Raw genomic sequence first — 17,778 nt, 5'->3', positions numbered from 1 at the left:
TCCTGACTTAGCAATTGTCATGATTGCTTGTTTTTCAATTAGTAAATTCGTAATCAAAATAGCTTTTTATATTTGTCAATTCATAGTAATTATTAAACCAAGGGTAATAACTGAAAATTCCCAAGCAATTGCAAACTTTTGTTCAACCAAGGTTTGTTTAATTTAGGCTGATACAAAAAAATACTATTTTTAAGGATAAAAATCTGATGAAATTTGATATTACTAACAATTTTTCTGATCAAAAATCACTCAATATTGCTGCTATTTCTGCAAGTGATACATTTCAAACTCAAGCTGACAGTAGTTTAAGTTGGGGTAATCATAGCAGTTTAGCATCAGAGGAAAAGAGTGAACCTATTGCCACCGCTAGTAGCTATAACTCCAACAATGGCTATGGCTTAGTCAATGCAGGAGCAGCAGTCAGTAAAGCCAAGGGAGAGAGTCCTTATACAGATGCGCCTAAACAGGGTGGAAATAATTGGGGTGCAGATTTAATAAATGCTCCCACAGCTTGGCAAAATGGATATACAGGAAAGGGCATTATTGTTGCCGTTTTAGATACTGGAGTTGACTACAACCATAATGATTTGAATGATAATATCTGGACAAATAATAAAGAAATTGCTGGTAATGGTATAGATGATGATAGCAATGGTTATATTGATGACTTTCAAGGTTGGAACTTTGATAGTAATAGCAACAATGTTTTCGATGACAATGGTCATGGAACTCATGTTTCTGGAACTATTGCCGGAGAAAATAACGGTGATGGTGTAACTGGTATTGCCTATAATTCCAAAATTATGGCAGTAAAAGTTTTAGATGAAAGTGGTTCAGGTTCTTATGCAAATATTGCTAATGGTATCCGTTATGCAGTAGATAATGGCGCAAACGTAATTAACCTGAGCTTAGGGGGCAATTCTTCTAACAATACTCTCAAAACAGCTATTGAATATGCTGGCACTAAAGGGGTAATTGTTGTCATGGCCGCAGGTAATGATGGCGGTTCTATACCATCCTATCCGGCTCGTTATGCCTACGATTCAGGAATTGCTGTTGGAGCAGTAAATCAAAATAATCAACTGACTGATTTTTCTAACCGTTCTGGTTCTCAAGAAATCAAATATGTGACTGCTCCAGGTGAGAATATTTACTCCACACTGCCAGATAATAAATATGGTAATTACACTGGCACTTCTATGGCTGCTCCCCATGTAGCTGGGGTAGTGGCGCTGCTGCTTAGTGCTAACCCTAACCTGTCAGAAAGCCAAGTACGCGACATAATCACAAATACGGCTGAAAATAGCGCCAACTCTCCACAACCCAGTCAGCCTTCAAATCCAACCCCTTCAATGCCCTCTTTATTTCCACCTTTAGATTCTTTCTTTCCTATCAATTCGATTGATATAGGTTCACAATTTCCTTTTGATATAGGTTCACTATTTCCGCTAGGTTCTCAAACACAATTACCACCGATTGTCATGTCTGTTGGTGATAATAGTTTAGAGGTGAAGTTTGGTAATGCTAGTACGGCAACTTCCACAACTGCATACTTCACTTATGACAGTAAAAATAATAATAAATGGGAATTGCGCTTTTATGACAGCACTGGAAGTAAATCTACTATTGATAGAGATGGGGATATTGAAGGGGAAGATTTGTTTAAAAAATATTATTCCTAGTATTTATATTTAGGGCTTGCTGAAAAAGTCTTTCCATTAAGGCTAGGAGTCAGGAGTCAGGAGTCAGGAGGAAGAATTAGAAGAAGAGAAGAATAGTCTTGAATCAGATCCAGTGATAGTTTTTTGGTAGTTTCAACGCTTATTCCTTGCACCTGATTCACCTTTTTAACCTTCCAACTCTTGATATATCTAAGTTTTAGCTTTATTAACCAAGCCATATTTAGCATCAATAAAAGGCGTGGCTAATATATCGAGAAAATTAGCCAATTTACTCTTGTTTACACCTAAAAATTTTGTAAATATTTGTTTATATCTGTATAGTTTTGTTTGAAAAATTATTAGTCACAAAATAACTCTTACCCTGTTCGCGTAAGCGTGCCGAAGGCAAAAGGGGAGTGTGTGGAGTACGTCACTGACTTATTTCGTCGGTTTCTTCTGCTTTTACTGCTCCCCCTGGTTCTCCTACAGTCTTATTTGCTGCTCGCACCTTTGCTAAACTGTCAATAGCATCACCTAAAGCTGTGGTTAGGTTTTTACGGGTTTGAGCATGATTTTCTTGTTCTGTTTTCAAAGCTTGAATGAGGCGATCGCGTTCTTTAGTAACAGCGACGAGTTTAGCTTTTAATTCCTCTACAGATTTTGGTTCTACCAATTCTGATTCAATCGCTGTTGTGGTAGTTTCAGTGATTGTATCAGCGTCCATACCTGGGAATTTCTGAAGTTCAGCCTTTACAGATGCAATTCCTTGCGATCGCTTCGTTAACGTCTGTTGGTACATCTTGGCTTCTGCACGACGTTGTTCTGATTCAGTATTATAGAGTTGTCGCCATTTTTGTGAACTTTCCCAAGCCTCATCACGTTTTTGTTGCAGTTCAGCCATCTGCTGTTTTAGTGATTGAATTTCGGCTAACCATTTTTGTGTTAAGTGGGCTGTTTTATCAATATTGTCAGTCATCAGTTAAGTTAAGTGTATTAAGTATTAAATAATTCTGTCTTCTCGTAAAAAATTTTACCGTATAAATAGCGATCTTAAATAATTTACCAAATATATGCCCAAGCATCGTTGGATCAGGTTCTTTCGCCACCTCAATTGGCGTACATTTAAAAAAACCATGGCCAGGACTATAGAAAGGAGACTGTTAGGACTGGCTTCAGAAATTGCCTTTAATGCCATGTTATCATTGTTTCCGGCGATTCTTGCCGTACTGACAGCCATTGGTTTAGTAGCGGAATCCTTGCAAAACACCTTTATTCAGGCAACAGTGCAACTGAGTCAGATTGTACCTGAAGAAGCATGGAATTTAATTAGTGAATTTGCTACTAGAGAAATTGCCGAGTCTAAAAATAGAGGTTTGTTTTCTGCCAGTTTTGCGATCGCACTTTGGACAGCCTCTGGTGCAGTCAGCACCGCTATGACCGCATTTGATCAAATAGAACAAATTTCTCCAGAAAATGTGCGACCATTTTGGAAAGCCAAACTTATTTCTCTAGGATTAACAATTGGGACTATATTACTTTTAATGTTAGCTTCTTTTCTGGTATTTATTAGTGATTTACTTTTGGGTATATTGATACGTGGTAATGGTTATTTAGCATTCTTATTGCATATTTGGCAATTGTTACTTTGGCCTTTAGCCTTAGTTATTGTTGCTGCCACATTTAGTTTGGTTTATCGTTATGGACCAAGTTTGTGGACACCAGGTATTCCATTAATGCCAGGAGCAGTTTTAGCAGCTATCTTTTGGGCAATAGTTTCCGCCCTATTTCGCCTTTATGTCACCAATTTTGGAAATTATAATAAAGTTTACGGCACAGTGGGAACTTTTATAGTATTAATGTTGTGGTTGTGGATGAGTGCCTTTGTTCTTCTAGTTGGCAACCAATTAAATGTAATTGTTGGTGAATCTATGAAAAATAGGTGACAGGTGACAGGTGACAGGTGACAGTAAATAAAGAAGAAGAATAGGGAAGATGAGGGAGATGGGGAAGTAATTTTCCTACCAGCAATTACCAATTACCAATTACCAATTACCAATTACCAAAAAATGTCTAATTCTCCCAATAAAATCTACATAGAATCTGATGGTTATGCACCGACATTAAAACGTCTGCGTCAAATTAGTAAAGTTTTGGATAATGCTATTACCATTCCCGGAACTCAAGTTGGTATTGGTTTAGATCCTCTTTTGGGATTAATACCTGTTGGTGGTGATGTTTTAGGACTGATATTTTCTCTTTACATTATCATCGAATCGGCACGGCTGGGTATATCAAGAGCTACATTAGGACGCATGGTTGTCAATATTATTATTGATGCCTTAGTCGGTGCTGTCCCCATGTTAGGAGACTTATTTGATTTTGCCTGGAAAGCAAATAATTATAACCTCACTTTATTAGAAGATTACGTAAAAAGTCCAGGTGAAAAAAAGAAAGCTGATCAGGGTTTTATCATTCTGTTTATTGGGGGATTGTTCCTATTGTCCATTGTTTTAATCGCATTACCAGTAATCATCATAGGAATGCTATGGAAAGCCCTAACTGGTAGTTAAATGAATGAGTTTTGAATTCAAATATAATTTATATTCCCTATTCCCTATTGATATGAAAGATTGGTGGCAAATTAACTTTCCCAAAGGTCGGCAAAATCTAATTATTACCGATGCTAATGGTTATCCTGTACAAATTGCTTACGGTGAAAAAGGTATAGGTAAACCGCTGATTTTATTACATGGTTTGGGCAGTTGGAGTTATAATTGGCGGCATATTATAGAGCCATTGTCTAAATATTATCGGGTAATTTGTTTTGACGCTAAAGGCTATGGATTTTCTGAAAAACCTCTGTCACGCCGAGAAGAAAATGGTCATCAAGTGATTGAATTAGAGCGAATTATTCAAGCTTTATGTGATGAACCTCCAGTAATTGTTGCCGAATCTTTAGGCGCATTAGTTTCTTTAGCCTTGGCTGGAAAATCGCCCCATTTAATTGGGAGGTTAGTAGTAATGAATGCACCTATTTTTACTGAGAAATTACCCCATTGGGTGATGGGAATACTGGCTCAAACTCCTTTGGAAATCATCCACACAATTGATTTTTTACGTCTAGCTTATGTGTTTGCACCTATAGTTAGAGAAGTTATGGCGATAGAAAGGCGGAGAGTTTTATTTGATCCTTCTATTCTCACAGAGGAAGATGTTTATTGGATAACCTACCCGTTTATTGAAATTCCGGGGACTTTAGTGAAAGTGGCTGAAGAATTACAAATAGCAGTTAAGGAAATTGAAAATTTCCAAGCTAAAAAACCAAATATGTTGACGAATATTCAAAAAAATCTCTGTGCTATTGAATGTCCAACTCTAATTTTATGGGGTGATCAAGATAGTTGGTTTCCTGTTAGTCACGGTGAAAAATTGCATCAACATATCCCTAATTCCCGCTTTCAAATTCTGCAAAATTGCTATCATGACGCATCAACAGGCGCTTTTAAAGTAGTGAATGCAGAGATTATTAAATTTTTACAGGATACGAATTTCTGTTGAACTACCAATAAAAGAAGAGTGGGAGTAGGCATACCAAGCGCCATTTATCTCCCACTCTACATTTGCTGCTGGAGCGTTGAGGAATATATTTATAGACACTGCCCGTTATTTAGGGGGGCTAAATTGTACGTCAACGACAGTGACTATATGTTATTAATATTCCTGTTGCAGCAAATGTGAAACCTGATTATTATTTTTTGCTGAACTAATAGCTCAGAAAATGGTGGTGTGTAGATTGCTTTATATGTCGATTAAAAAGACTTGTGAAAAATCTTTTTTTAGACTAATTTATTGAGATAGTAGACCCTGATAACAACACCCTTTAGTCGTTTATCTTTAATCAATTTAACCTGGTGTTTTAGTGATTGGTTGCCAAGTTGGCACTTTTATCAGTTATCAATTATCAATGAAAGAAAGGCAATCAGTTATTTTTCCTCTACACGCTTTTTTAAATCCGTTGGGGAAGTTTGAGTAAACGATAAATAACCCAGCAACCAGAGGCGCAGCTAAGAGCGATCGCTAACATTAACCATAAAGGTGTAGGATTATTGAGATTAGAGGATGTTGTATTTGTTTCTTGACTGACCGCTGCTGCGGGTTTTGAGGTTTGTATTTGTGGCACGTAGCCAATATAAATGAGTTGGTAATAACCAAAGATGCCAACTCCCAGAGACATTCCAAACAAAACCATAAACAATAACCAAGGATGCCTTTTGTGCAGGTTTTTAGATGGGGATGTATTTTTTGCTCCCTCTGGACTGGCTTTTGCTACTTCCTTTGGTTCTGGTCTGACATTTTGATTGTCCATGATCAATTTTCTCTTGCATCCTCTAGTAGTCTATTGTACTAGAAGACACAAGTGTTATCTCATTCGTAAAGAAGGGAATAGGAAATGGGCAAGAATTGATGAATTTTTCCAAGCCCAAAGGGGGCAGGGGGCAGGGGAGCAGAGGAGCAGGGGAGCAGGGGAGCAGGGAGCAGGGGAGCAGGGGAGCAGAGGGGCAGGGGAGAAAGATTAATTCCTTCTTTTTCCTTCTTTTTCCTTCTTTCTTCTTCCTCCTGACTCCTGACTCCTGACTCCTAGCCCCTAACGGAAAGACTTTTTCCGCAGACCCTAATTAGAATGTCTTTCCATTGCTAGTTGAATTAATTGGTCTACTAATTGGGGAAAAGAAATACCAGTATTTGCCCAAAGTTGAGGATACATACTGGTAGATGTAAACCCTGGTAAGGTGTTAATTTCGTTGATTAAGATTTCTCCGGTAGCTTCTACATAGAAAAAGTCTACCCGCGCTAAACCAGCGGCATCAACGGCTGTAAATGCTTGCAATGCTTTTTCTTGAATTTGTTGAACCACTGATTCTGGCAGATGTGCAGGAATAAATAAATCAGCTTTACCTTGGGTATATTTAGTTTCGTAATCGTAAAAATCGCTATCAAAAGTAATTTCACCAATAACTGAGGCTTTGGGGTTGTCGTTCCCTAAAACGGCACATTCTACTTCTCTAGCCACAACTCCGGCTTCAACAATAATCCGTCTATCATAGGTAGCGGCATTATCTAAAGCTGCTTCTAATTCTGTACGCGATCGCACTTTGGCAATACCTACCGATGAACCCAGATTAGCAGGTTTAACAAAACAGGGATAGCCTAATGTGGCTTCTATTTCATCACACAGTTTTGGGAATACACAAGGATTTGACCAAATCTGCGCCCTAGTTAATGCTTTATATTTTACCTGGGGTAGTCCTGCTTGGGCAAAAGCAGTCTTCATGGCGATTTTATCCATTCCCGTTGCTGAACCTAACACCCCAGAACCAACAAAAGGAACTTGCATCAAAGTTAGTAAGCCTTGAATTGTTCCATCTTCCCCGTTGGGTCCGTGGAGAATGGGAAACCAAAGATCAATTTCTGTTGTTTGCACTGGAAACTGCCATAAATTAAGCTTGGCTGCGGGAGTTTCTTTAGGTATACCTGATGTTAAAACTTCCTGTGCAATTTCCCCAGCTTGCCAAATACCATCTTTTTGGATGTAGAAGGGCAGAATTTCATACTTATGACTATTTTCTTCTGCACTTAAAGCATTTGCGATCGCCCGTGCGGAAATAATTGAAACTTCATGTTCTCCAGAACGTCCACCAAACAGCAACCCCACCCGCAGTTTAGACATCTTCTGTACCTCAACACTATCTAAAGCAGATAGCGTACCACAGAGAATGCAATCTTCAATGAACTACCCTACCAGACCGCTTTCATTCCTGACTTCTGCTGTACAAGGGATTTCAATCCAAAATTCCGTACCCCTTCCCTCTTTTGATCGATATTTCAATACACCACCATGCTGATCAACTACAATCTGATAGCTGATTGATAGTCCTAACCCTTGACCTGTACCTACTGGCTTAGTTGTAAAAAATGGATCAAATATCCGGTTGCCAATAGTTTTAGAAATCCCCAGACCAGTATCTGCAATTCTGATCACAGCACAACCGGAGGGAGAATATTCAGTCCGAATGTGAATTTTGAGATTATTATTGAGATTATTGTTTAGATTATTTTGTCGTTCTCGTTGCTGAATGAAGGCATTTTCTATAGCATCAATGGCATTACTTAAGATATTCATAAAAACTTGGTTTAGGTGTCCAGGGTAGCATTCCACCAAAGGAAGTTCACCATATTCTTTAATTACTTGTATTCTCGGACGATCTTTGTTTGCCTCAAGTCGATGTTCTAAAAATAACAATGTGCTATCAAGACCCGTATCAATTTTGACTGGTTTCTTCTCAGCCTCTTGTACCCGGCAAAAGTTACGTAGTGATAGCACAATTTCCCGAATACGCTTAGTACCAACTTTCATAGAACTGAGAATTTTAAATAAATCTTCAGTCAAAAAATCAATATCTATAGCCGCCTTTTTTTGTTGAATCTGAAAATCTGGATTGGGATAGTGTTGTTGGTAAAGACTTAATAAATCTAGTAAATCTCTGATATTATCATTCAGATGTTGGATATTAGCATGAATAAAATTGGTGGGATTATTGATTTCATGAGCAATCCCTGTCATTAAGGGGACTAAACTCGACATTCTCTCAGCATGAATCAATTGTGTTTGAGTTTTCTTTAATTTATTTACGGAATGAACGAGATATTTATTACTTTCGCGCAGTTTGTTTTCAACTTTTTGACGCTGAATAATATTTTTTTCTAATTGAACTAAATTAATTCTGAGTTCCATTTGTGTCATGACTTGACGCGCCAATCTTTGTAGAGCATCAATTTGTTCTTGATTCAGATGGCGTGGTTTATTATCAATCGCACACAAAGTACCCAAGGCCAAACCATCAGATGTCAGTAAAGGAGATCCTGCATAAAAGCGGATATGTGGGTCAGATGTAACCAATGGATTAGCCATAAATCGCTGATCTTCTAAAGCATTGGGTACTATGAACGTCTCTTCTGGCTGGAGAATTGCATGAGAGCAAAAAGCTAATTCTCTGGCAGTTTCTCTCACTTCTAAGCCAATTTTCGATTTAAACCATTGCCGATTTTCATCCAATAGGCTAACTAAGGCTATCGGAGTACCACAAATATATGCAGCCAAAGCTGTCAAATCATCAAACCCTGATTCTTCAGCAGTATCAAGAATTTGATATTTTTGGAGTGCTTTTAGTCTGTCTACTTCATTGGATGGTAGAGGTGCTACTTTCATTGATCGAAAATCATCTTGGTATCAAATCAATACTTGTTGGTTGATGATAAAAGACAAAAATGAGTATAAAAATAAAATCTTCTGATCTTTTACAGCAAACCATATTTTGAGTTAAAAATACACAAAGCAAGTATTTTCCTGATCTAATAAAGTAGCTGTTTTTTGTGTAAAACTTGTGTAATAGTAGTCAGAACTCACTTGAAGAAGGCAGGAGGCAGAGGGCAGAAGGTTTTGTTTAGAAGGAGATTCCGACCACTCATTCACAAGAGTCACCAATTGAAAATTTGGTGGGGGTCTTAAACCCTTGCTCCCTTTGGTCGCGGCAGAGGACACAGGCCAGTATTCCTACTGCACCCTGAATGATAGGATCGCCGTCTTACACTATCTCGCCCAATAGACAAAGCCCTGCCTGTCTGCACTATTGTATCAGAAAGCCGTCTCCGGACGGGAAACCCCAAACCCATTTTTTCGGTAAAGCTGCCATTGCGCCATAAGCTTGACTAAGTGCTTAAATTTGGCAATCAAAGTCCCCCTTTTTAAGGGGGACTTAGGGGGATCTATAGGTATTAGATACCACAAGGAAAAGTTTTCAAACTTCCTCTGATAGAGTAGCCTAAACAAGAAAATTAAGATAATTCGCCTTTAACTCCTGTGCATATCAGGGAGATATTTATTGTGAAAATAAAATCTATGACAAATAAAACTACATCTCTTTCTCCTTGGCTTTATATCCCCACCCTTTATTTTGCGGAAGGGATACCTTATATGATTATTAATGCAGTATCTGTCATTTTCTACAAGAAACTGGGAATAGACAATACTCAAATTACTTTTTGGACAAGTCTAATCAGTTTTCCCTGGATTTTGAAAATGTTTTGGTCGCCATTTGTGGATATTTACTCCACGAAAAGAAAATGGTTGCTGACAATGCAAATTATCATGTTTTTCTGTTTGAGTTTTTTAGCTTTATCTTTCCATCTTCCCAATTTTTTCTTTATATCTCTAGGAATATTAACCATTGCGGCATTTATTTCTGCTACCTATGATATTGCCACAGATGGCTTTTATATGCTGGCTTTACACCCAGAACAACAAGCTTTATTTGTGGGAATTCGCTCACTGTTTTATAGATTTGCAATTTTATTTAGTACAGGATTTTTAGTATTTTTAGCAGGTTATCTAGAAGAATCAACTCAGAATATTCCTTTAAGCTGGAGTATTGTCATCGGGATAGCTGCTGTCATCTTTGCATTTTTATTTATTTTTCATCTAGTCATTTTACCAAAACCAGAATCAAAAAATAATAACTTAGAATCAAATCCAGCATCAAATATAACTAATATACCTTTTATCAAGATTATTGTTTCCTATTTTAAGCAACCCAAAATAGCCATAATATTAGCATTTATTTTGCTTTACAGATTTGGTGAAGCAATGTTACTCAAAATAGCTTCTTTATTTTTATTAGATAAACCAGAACTTGGAGGCTTAGGTTTATCTACCAAAGAATTTGGTTTAGTATACGGTACATTTGGGGTTGTATCTCTGATATGTGGGGGAATTTTAGGAGGTTTATTAATCGCTAAATATGGGTTAAAAAAATGTCTTTTACCGATGGCTTTAGCCTTAAATTTACCAAACGTTTTTTATGTCTATATGGCTTATGCTAAACCAGCACTAAAATTTGTTTATCCTCTAGTTTCCCTAGAACAATTTGGCTATGGCGTAGGTTTTACAGCCTTTACAGTCTATTTAATGTATGTTTCTAAAGGAGAATATAAAACTTCTCATTTTGCCATATCTACGGGATTAATGGCGTTAGGTTTGATGATACCAGGAGCAATCAGTGGACAAATTCAACAAGCATTAGGATATCCATTATTTTTTGTATTAGTTTGTTTGGCAACTATTCCGGGAATGTTAACGATATTTTTCATTCCTTTAGAAGAAGACATAAAATAAGTTAAATCTAAAATCCCCGATTTCTTAAAGAAGTCGGGGATCTGAATAAATATGAGTTTTATATGATATGAATTGTATTTTGGGTATTGATGGCGGTGGTAGCAAAACTATTTGTATCATTATGGATGATGCAGGTAAGATTTTAGGCAGAGGTGAAGCAGGTGCATCTAATTATCAAAGTATTGGTATAGAAGCCGCCCAAAAACAAATTCAATCTGCAATTAATCAAGCAACAATTACAGCTTTAAATCACACAAACAATATTAATATTATAGCAATTTGTTTAGGGTTAGCTGGTGTTAGTCGTCCAGAAGATATGGAAGTAGTAAAAACTATAGTTAATCAATTACAAAATAGTCAAAATATAACTGCAATTACTTGGGAATTAAAACCATCTCATATTGTTATTTGTCATGATGCTTTAATTGCCTTAATGGGAGGTGTTGGTGATGCTGTGGGTATTGTGGTAGCTGCGGGAACTGGTTCTATTGTTTTTGGTAGAAATCATCAAGGAAAAACTAAACGAGTTGGAGGTTGGGGTTATATTTTAGGGGATGAAGGTAGCGCCTATAAAATAGCTGTGGCTGGAATGCAAGCAGCATTAAAATATTATGATGGACGAAGTGAAACAACTATTTTACTAGAGAATTTTCAGCAACATCTACAACTAGAAAATATAGAAAAACTAATAGAAGTAATATATCGAAAAGAATGGGGTGTAAAAGAGATAGCTGCTTTAGCCCCAATTATTGATCAAGCTGCTAGTGAAGGTGATAAAATTGCGAATAGGATTATTGATGAAGCTATTGGAGAATTAGTCATAGCTACTTCTACAGTTATTAATCACATTTTTGATTCTCAGCAAGTTGTGGAAATTGTCACTACAGGAAGTATTTGGTTAGGTAAATGTGGGTTAAGGGAAAGATTTGTTAATTCTCTTATTGATAAATATCCTTTGGTAAATATAATTTATCCCCGTCATGAACCAGCTTATGGGGCAGGATTGTTGGCATTAAAGATGTTATGAGTAATTAAAAATTGAGTAGTAAGAAAAAAGCCCCTTACAAGTTCTTTTTTTAATTGGTATTTAGCCAGTTTTCAACCTTCAAATTAGGGACACGGTAAAATTCACGGACATTGTTTGTAATTACGGTTAGATTTAAACTTATTGCATGGGCAGCAATTAATAAATCATTACTACCTATGGGAATTCCTTGTTGTTCTAAATAAGTACGGATTTCTGCGTAATATTCCTCAATGGGATGAATAAGGGGTAGTATTTCTATGCTATCTAAAATTACTTCTAGTTTTTCTATCAGTTTGGGGGAATTTTTCTTTCGCGCTCCAAATCTTGACTCACAAGCTACTATAATACTTGTACAAATTTTATCTTCTCCTACTTCTTGAATTTTGGAAAATATTACACCTCTGGGATGTTTGATGAGTTCAGAAAGGATGTTTGTATCTAATAAATATAAATAACTCATAGTTAAAACTCGATATCATCTAGGGGTAATAGTCCTGCATCTACATCTGCAAAATCTTCGTCTAGTGGTTCAAGAGTGGAAAGTGTTTGCAGAAGGGATTTTTTCTGAATAGGAGAAATAATTGCCAGGGGAATACCATTTTCGGTAATGGTTAGGGGTTCACCTGTTTTTTTAGCTTGATTAATTAGAGTTTGCAGGGTTTGGGGGAGTTCTGAAAGGGTAATTTGTGTCATAGTGGGTGCTGGGGTTGGTGGGATGAGAATTGGGCGTATATATTTCATTCTATTCTGTTTTAAAAGATTTTACCTTTGTTCTCAATCAATAATATGCTAGAATAAATAACACACTTTAATTAGGTAATTAATCATGACAAAATCTACACCAGAAAGAGTTGTGAGACGTGGAAGGGTCTTTCCTGAAATTCAATGGACTGATGAACAAAAAGCCCAAGATAGAGCTAGAAGACAGGCATTTTCTGAGCGTTGTTGGGCGATTTTTGAACGTTTAAAACCAGAAATACTCGATAAATACTATGGTTGGTATATTGCGATTGAACCTGATAGTGGTGATTATTTTATTGATCAGGATCAAGAGGTAGCTAGTAAAATGGCTAGAGACAAGTATCCTAATGTGATTCATCATATTTATGGCATTAATGAAACAGGAGTTAGTGGCAGAATATGATTGAGGGAAAATTTGGAGATAAAGGTCAAATTTATTTGGAAATTGATTTAATTGATGGGGATATCAGTTTTCCTGTAGAAACAATGTTAGATACAGGATTTACTGAGTATTTAGCTATGAATAAACAAGATGTACAAAGTCTTGATTGGCCTTTTTTAAGACAAAATAAATTAAGAACTGCTCAAGGAGAAACTGAATTTGATGTTTATCATGGTAGGGTAATTATAGATGGTCAAGAGTTTGAAATTCCTGTATTTGCTGGAGATGAAATACAGGAGATTTTACTAGGTTCTCGATGGTTGAAGTTATTCGTTTTAATTGCTAATTATGCAGAAGATAGGGTAAGTTTAGAGTTAATTAAATCTTGAGTTTGTGTTAGTTAATAAAATTATAGTTAAGAAAATTGTAGGTTGGGTAGAACGAAGTGAAACCCAACAAAATCGTCTAAATGTTGGGTTATGGCTTCGCCACACTTCGTGAACGTACCTCAACCCAAGCTACTCCTAATTGACACCTGTGTAATGTCTGAGTTTGTTAAAATTATCAATCCTTACAGTCTTCATTGAATTTTAATAATTAAAATCGTGTTCATCAAACAATTAGGTACTTCATTATGATTAAAGATGACATCATTAACGAATTACAATATATTCCTGAATCCAAACTACAAGCACTATATGAGTTAATTCACTACTTTAGGCTAGGAATTAATAGCGAGATAGTCCAAGAATCTAGTGAAGATGAAGACCTAAAAATAGATAAAGATCAATGTTTAAGAACCTTACAAAAAATAAAACAGGGTGATTTGTCTAGCTTTAGTGAGATTGGTGATGTTAAAACATATATTCAAAATTTAAAAGATGAAATTAGTTAAAGATGATGACTATACGCGAAATGAACGCAAATTTTTTAAAAAACGTCCTCATTTAGCTGATAAATATGGAGAAGTATTAGAAAAGCTAAAAATCGATCCTTTCGATCCTTCGCTAAAAACACATAAATTAAAAGGTGAATTCAGCGAATTTTATTCATGTAGTCTCACTTATGAATATCGGATTATTTGTATATTTTTAATACAAAATGAAACAATTATTTTAGTTAATATTGGTAGCCACGATGAAGTTTATTAACCCATAGCTATTTTCATCCTGTAAATCCTTTAATCCTGGATATCCTGATTCAGACAGTTAATTAAGAAAATTGTAGGTTGGGTATAACGAAGTAAAACCCAACAAAATCGCCGAAATGTTGGGTTATGGCTTCGCCACACTTCGTGAACGTACCTCAACCCAACCTACCCCTACACCGTTAATAATTGTTTGACAGCAGCATTAATGATTTTTTCACTCTCTGTTTGAGTTTGTGTTAGTTTGCTTTCTAGTTCATCACATAGTTTCATTAATTTATCTACTTTGGAAACAATGCGTTTTTGTTCTGCAAGTGGTGGAAGCGGTATTAAAGTATTTTTTAGTTTAGTTCCATTGAAATTAGCTTGTCCACACTGCTGGGTAATTTCTGGATTAATTTGAGTTTGTCGAAAATATGCTGAATTAATAGCAGTGTTAATAAAATCAGGACTGATATATTCTAACATCAGTGAAATCTTAATAAGATAAGATGCAAAAGTATACTGATTACTTATTCCTTTAAATACTCCTGTTTTACCTACTAATTCATAACTATTTGTTCTATTAAATAGTAAATCACCATGTTGTAAATATAATCTTGGTAAATCTTTGATAGTAGCTGAAACGTATTTTAAATTTTCAAATATAATTTTTCCTTCTTGAACATTGTTCATTCTAAATACAGGTACATCATCACGTAGTTCTGATGATTTTTCAGAAGTACCATATTCAATTACCTTAGCTAATTCACCTAATCTTACCCACTTCCAACCTTTAGGTAAATCATAAGGTATTTCATCATCTTTAATTGCAGGTAAAGATTTCTCCTTCTTAACCTTCCCTTCCTTAATTAACCGTTCCTTTTCCTTCTTAATTCTCTCCAACAAAACCGCCGCAGGTTCATCGTTTGCATCTTGCGGAACTAGCTTACCCATTACAGCGAGTTGGAGAATAGCTTGACGCAATTTACCAATATTTTCTGGCGCACTGTAGAGAATGTCAAAATTATCGCTAATGCACTGCCAATTTTTGGTGAATGTCTCTGGTGTGTCAGCAGTGAGGAGTTTGTTTAAAGCTGCATTATTTATTAATATGCGGGTTTCTCGTTTCTTTTTTTGACGTGCTTCTAATTCGTCGCACAGTTTCATTAATTCATCTACTTTGGTAACTATGCGTTTTTGTTCTTCAAATGGTGGTAAAGGTAATAAGGCGCGACGACCATCATCAGTTCCTAAGCGGGGCATTTTTACACCATAAGTTTTTGCATTTACATATTCAATAAAATCTCGTCTTTTTAAAGCATACATAAGATATTTTGAGAAAATTCCCAAATAACTTCTCAAAGGTATAATTTCTGTAGTACAAAAACCATCAGCATCAGCAATTACAACTTTATTAAGATATGGACGTAACTTACCATATAAAACATCTCCTTTAAGAAACCTTGCTTTGGTGCTTTTTGAATTACGTTCTTTAAAAGTACAACGTTGAATAATTTTAGAAGAATCTTTTTCAATATCTTCAAGTTCTAAAAGCCATGAATCTTCAGGAATTTCACTAGGAGATACTTTAGCAGCACCATTATAATCAACTACTTCACCTAGTCGAATCCATAACCATGTAGAAGGAAGATTATATAAAATATCATTATGTTTGATAGAAGGTAGTAATTCTAATTTACTAATCTTCCCTTCCTTAACTAACCTTTCCTTTTCCTTCTTAATCCTTTCCAACAAAACCGCCGCAGGTTCATCATTTGCATCTTGCGGTACTAACTTACCCCTCACCGCCAAATCTAAAATCAATTCCCGTAACTTCTGCACACCATTAGGCGCTTCAGCCAACAAATCAAAATGCTCAAAAAACGTTTCTAACTTCATACACCCCCACCCCCTAAAGCTGTCATCAATTCCCGTTTTAAACTATTGCGAGTTTCACCCAAATCTTTCAAAAGCAGTTCATATTCTTCCAACATCTCCGCCACATCTCGATGTTCAAAATCAACCGTATGGGGATTTTTAATATCTAAATTATAGCCATTATCCTTAATCACCTGGATAGGAACTTTCCAAGCAAATTCAGATTCTATTCTATTGTCCCACCAAGCCTTCTCCGGTGCAAATTCCTCAATTCTAATCGGCTTAGTTTTCGAGTAAGACTTATACCCTGGTGGATAGGGGTGTTCATAATACCAAATCTCTTGAGTTGGTTCACCTTTAGTAAAGAATAATAAATTAGTTTTAATGCCAGTATAAGGACTAAAAACCCCGTTAGGTAAACGGACAATAGTATGTAAATTACACTCCTCCAACAACTTTTCTTTAATGCGGGTTTTCACACCTTCACCAAATAAAGTTCCATCTGGTAATACAATACCTCCCCGTCCCCCATCTTGTAATAAATGGCTAATCAATAATAAAAATAAATCCGCAGTTTCTTTAGTGCGGAAAGTAGCCGGAAAACCAGATTCAATACCATCTTCTTCCATGCCACCAAAAGGCGGATTAGTAATAATTACATTCACCCTATCACTAGGTTTATAATCCCGCAAAGGTCGAGATAAGGTATTATCATGGGTTATCGCCGGCACTTCCACACCATGCAATAACATATTAGTCATACATAATAAATGAGGCAGGGGTTTTTTCTCCACACCTCTAATTAACTTATGTAATTTTTCGCTATCATCTGAAGTTTTTACATATTTATTTTTAATATGTTCCAAAGCACAAGTTAAAAAACCTCCTGTACCGCAAGCAGGGTCTAAAATTCTTTCACCCAATTTAGGGTCTATCATATCCACCATAAACTGAGTTACAGCGCGGGGTGTGTAATATTCTCCAGCATTACCCGCACTTTGTAAATCACGGAGAATTTGTTCATAAATATCGCCAAATAAATGCCGGTCTTGGGAACTATTAAAATCAATTTCGTTTAATTTATTAATTACTTGACGGATGAGTGTGCCATTTTTCATATAATTATAGGCATCCTCAAATACCGCCTTAATAACAAACCCCCGACGGTTATTATCTTGATAGGTATTCGCGTCTTTTAAAGTTTTGAATAAAACATTATCCACAAAATCAAGTAAAGTATCTCCTGTCATTCCTTCTGAGTCTGTAGCCCAATTTCGCCACCTTAAAGCCTCTGGAATGGGAGAATGGTAATTATCATCTAACAGTTCATATTCTGCTTCTCTGTCGTCAAAAATCTTCAGGAATATCATCCATACTAATTGACTAATGCGTTGTGCATCACCATCCACACCCGCATCTTTACGCATGATGTCTTGAATAGTTTTAATTGTGGTACTGATTGACATTTGTTGATAAAGATAGATTTTTTGTAGTGAAATAATAATAGCCCAGGCGAATAGAATTCGCAGCTACACAAACGAAGTCCACCTATTCCTTCGGAACGCTACGCGAACGTGGACTAATAAATCAAGGATTTGAAACCCACGCAGGTGGGTTTTGCCTGTGTAGACGCGGTTTCTAACCGCCCGTTTGAATAATAAATCAAGGATTTGAAACCCACGCAGGTGGGTTTTGCCTGTGTGGACGCGGTTTCTAACCGCCCGTTTAAAT

The 17,778-nt window shown here is 36.3% G+C and carries 18 protein-coding genes; 10 read left to right on the top strand and 8 right to left on the bottom strand.

The annotated features are described in order from the left end of the window. The first annotated feature begins 206 nt into the window (after nt 1-206). Nucleotides 207-1,682: a S8 family peptidase gene (locus ACLLO5_RS16185; RefSeq protein WP_413171529.1), complete on the top strand. Its 1,476-nt coding sequence runs from the start codon at nt 207-209 to the stop codon at nt 1,680-1,682. A gap of 409 nt (nt 1,683-2,091) precedes the next feature. Here the strand turns inward: ACLLO5_RS16185 and ACLLO5_RS16180 are convergent, their stop codons facing one another. Then, a complete protein-coding gene (locus ACLLO5_RS16180; RefSeq protein ID WP_413171528.1) occupies nt 2,092-2,637 on the bottom strand; it encodes a hypothetical protein in 546 nt (181 codons plus the stop codon). Nucleotides 2,638-2,731: 94 nt separating this feature from the next. Between ACLLO5_RS16180 and ACLLO5_RS16175 the strand changes: the two genes are divergently transcribed. The 3 genes from ACLLO5_RS16175 (at nt 2,732) to ACLLO5_RS16165 (ending at nt 5,219) form a co-directional block, all read left to right on the top strand. Further along, on the top strand, nt 2,732-3,604 hold the full coding sequence (locus tag ACLLO5_RS16175) for a YihY/virulence factor BrkB family protein (RefSeq protein ID WP_413171527.1): 873 nt from the start codon (nt 2,732-2,734) through the stop codon (nt 3,602-3,604). Nucleotides 3,605-3,727: 123 nt separating this feature from the next. After that, nucleotides 3,728-4,231, top strand: a complete 504-nt coding sequence (locus ACLLO5_RS16170) for a DUF4112 domain-containing protein (RefSeq protein WP_413171526.1) — start codon at nt 3,728-3,730, stop codon at nt 4,229-4,231. 52 nt (nt 4,232-4,283) lie between these two features. Continuing rightward, the gene (locus tag ACLLO5_RS16165; protein WP_413176108.1) at nt 4,284-5,219 is read left to right on the top strand and encodes an alpha/beta fold hydrolase; all 936 of its coding nucleotides are present in this window, start codon (nt 4,284-4,286) and stop codon (nt 5,217-5,219) included. 448 nt (nt 5,220-5,667) lie between these two features. On the opposite strand, the gene ACLLO5_RS16160 is transcribed toward ACLLO5_RS16165, so the two are convergent. From ACLLO5_RS16160 to ACLLO5_RS16150, 3 genes are all read right to left on the bottom strand, one after another. Beyond that, nucleotides 5,668-6,027: a hypothetical protein gene (locus ACLLO5_RS16160; RefSeq protein ID WP_413171525.1), complete on the bottom strand. Its 360-nt coding sequence runs from the start codon at nt 6,025-6,027 to the stop codon at nt 5,668-5,670. A 306-nt stretch (nt 6,028-6,333) separates the two neighbouring features. Next, a complete protein-coding gene (locus ACLLO5_RS16155; protein WP_413171524.1) occupies nt 6,334-7,389 on the bottom strand; it encodes a D-alanine--D-alanine ligase family protein in 1,056 nt (351 codons plus the stop codon). Nucleotides 7,390-7,452: 63 nt separating this feature from the next. Continuing rightward, nucleotides 7,453-8,928 (bottom strand): ATP-binding protein, encoded by a 1,476-nt coding sequence (locus ACLLO5_RS16150; protein WP_413171523.1) that lies wholly within the window; start codon nt 8,926-8,928, stop codon nt 7,453-7,455. 690 nt (nt 8,929-9,618) lie between these two features. Here ACLLO5_RS16150 and ACLLO5_RS16145 point away from each other — a divergent pair. Both ACLLO5_RS16145 and ACLLO5_RS16140 read left to right on the top strand, forming a co-directional pair. Beyond that, the gene (locus ACLLO5_RS16145) at nt 9,619-10,890 is read left to right on the top strand and encodes an MFS transporter (RefSeq protein WP_413171522.1); all 1,272 of its coding nucleotides are present in this window, start codon (nt 9,619-9,621) and stop codon (nt 10,888-10,890) included. Between the two features lie 67 nt (nt 10,891-10,957). Next, nucleotides 10,958-11,917 (top strand): N-acetylglucosamine kinase, encoded by a 960-nt coding sequence (locus tag ACLLO5_RS16140; RefSeq protein WP_413171521.1) that lies wholly within the window; start codon nt 10,958-10,960, stop codon nt 11,915-11,917. A 49-nt stretch (nt 11,918-11,966) separates the two neighbouring features. Here ACLLO5_RS16140 and ACLLO5_RS16135 read toward each other — a convergent pair whose 3' ends face one another. Together ACLLO5_RS16135 and ACLLO5_RS16130 are read right to left on the bottom strand one after the other, a co-directional pair. Beyond that, complete coding sequence (locus tag ACLLO5_RS16135) at nt 11,967-12,377, bottom strand: type II toxin-antitoxin system VapC family toxin (protein WP_413171520.1); 411 nt, start codon at nt 12,375-12,377, stop codon at nt 11,967-11,969. 2 nt (nt 12,378-12,379) lie between these two features. Continuing rightward, on the bottom strand, nt 12,380-12,610 hold the full coding sequence (locus ACLLO5_RS16130; RefSeq protein WP_413176107.1) for a type II toxin-antitoxin system Phd/YefM family antitoxin: 231 nt from the start codon (nt 12,608-12,610) through the stop codon (nt 12,380-12,382). 133 nt (nt 12,611-12,743) lie between these two features. Between ACLLO5_RS16130 and ACLLO5_RS16125 the strand changes: the two genes are divergently transcribed. The 4 genes from ACLLO5_RS16125 to ACLLO5_RS16110 all read left to right on the top strand — a co-directional run bounded on the left by ACLLO5_RS16125 (nt 12,744) and on the right by ACLLO5_RS16110 (nt 14,191). Next, on the top strand, nt 12,744-13,061 hold the full coding sequence (locus ACLLO5_RS16125; protein WP_413171519.1) for a hypothetical protein: 318 nt from the start codon (nt 12,744-12,746) through the stop codon (nt 13,059-13,061). Beyond that, nucleotides 13,058-13,429 (top strand): aspartyl protease, encoded by a 372-nt coding sequence (locus tag ACLLO5_RS16120; RefSeq protein WP_413171518.1) that lies wholly within the window; start codon nt 13,058-13,060, stop codon nt 13,427-13,429. The genes ACLLO5_RS16125 and ACLLO5_RS16120 overlap by 4 nt, the downstream gene beginning before the upstream one ends. 245 nt (nt 13,430-13,674) lie before the next feature. Beyond that, a complete protein-coding gene (locus ACLLO5_RS16115; RefSeq protein ID WP_413171517.1) occupies nt 13,675-13,935 on the top strand; it encodes a hypothetical protein in 261 nt (86 codons plus the stop codon). Next, a complete protein-coding gene (locus ACLLO5_RS16110) occupies nt 13,922-14,191 on the top strand; it encodes a type II toxin-antitoxin system YafQ family toxin (RefSeq protein ID WP_413171516.1) in 270 nt (89 codons plus the stop codon). Before ACLLO5_RS16115 ends, ACLLO5_RS16110 begins: the two co-directional genes overlap by 14 nt. Before the next feature lie 170 nt (nt 14,192-14,361). Here the strand turns inward: ACLLO5_RS16110 and ACLLO5_RS16105 are convergent, their stop codons facing one another. Next, nucleotides 14,362-16,068: a restriction endonuclease subunit S gene (locus ACLLO5_RS16105; RefSeq protein ID WP_413171515.1), complete on the bottom strand. Its 1,707-nt coding sequence runs from the start codon at nt 16,066-16,068 to the stop codon at nt 14,362-14,364. Then, nucleotides 16,065-17,513: an N-6 DNA methylase gene (locus ACLLO5_RS16100; protein ID WP_413171514.1), complete on the bottom strand. Its 1,449-nt coding sequence runs from the start codon at nt 17,511-17,513 to the stop codon at nt 16,065-16,067. The genes ACLLO5_RS16105 and ACLLO5_RS16100 overlap by 4 nt, the downstream gene beginning before the upstream one ends. Nucleotides 17,514-17,778: the final 265 nt, after the last annotated feature.

This window comes from Anabaena azotica SJ-1 (assembly GCF_047275885.1).
GTDB classification, from domain to species: domain Bacteria; phylum Cyanobacteriota; class Cyanobacteriia; order Cyanobacteriales; family Nostocaceae; genus Trichormus_B; species Trichormus_B azotica_A.
This window is presented reverse-complemented; position numbering and strand designations above follow the sequence as displayed.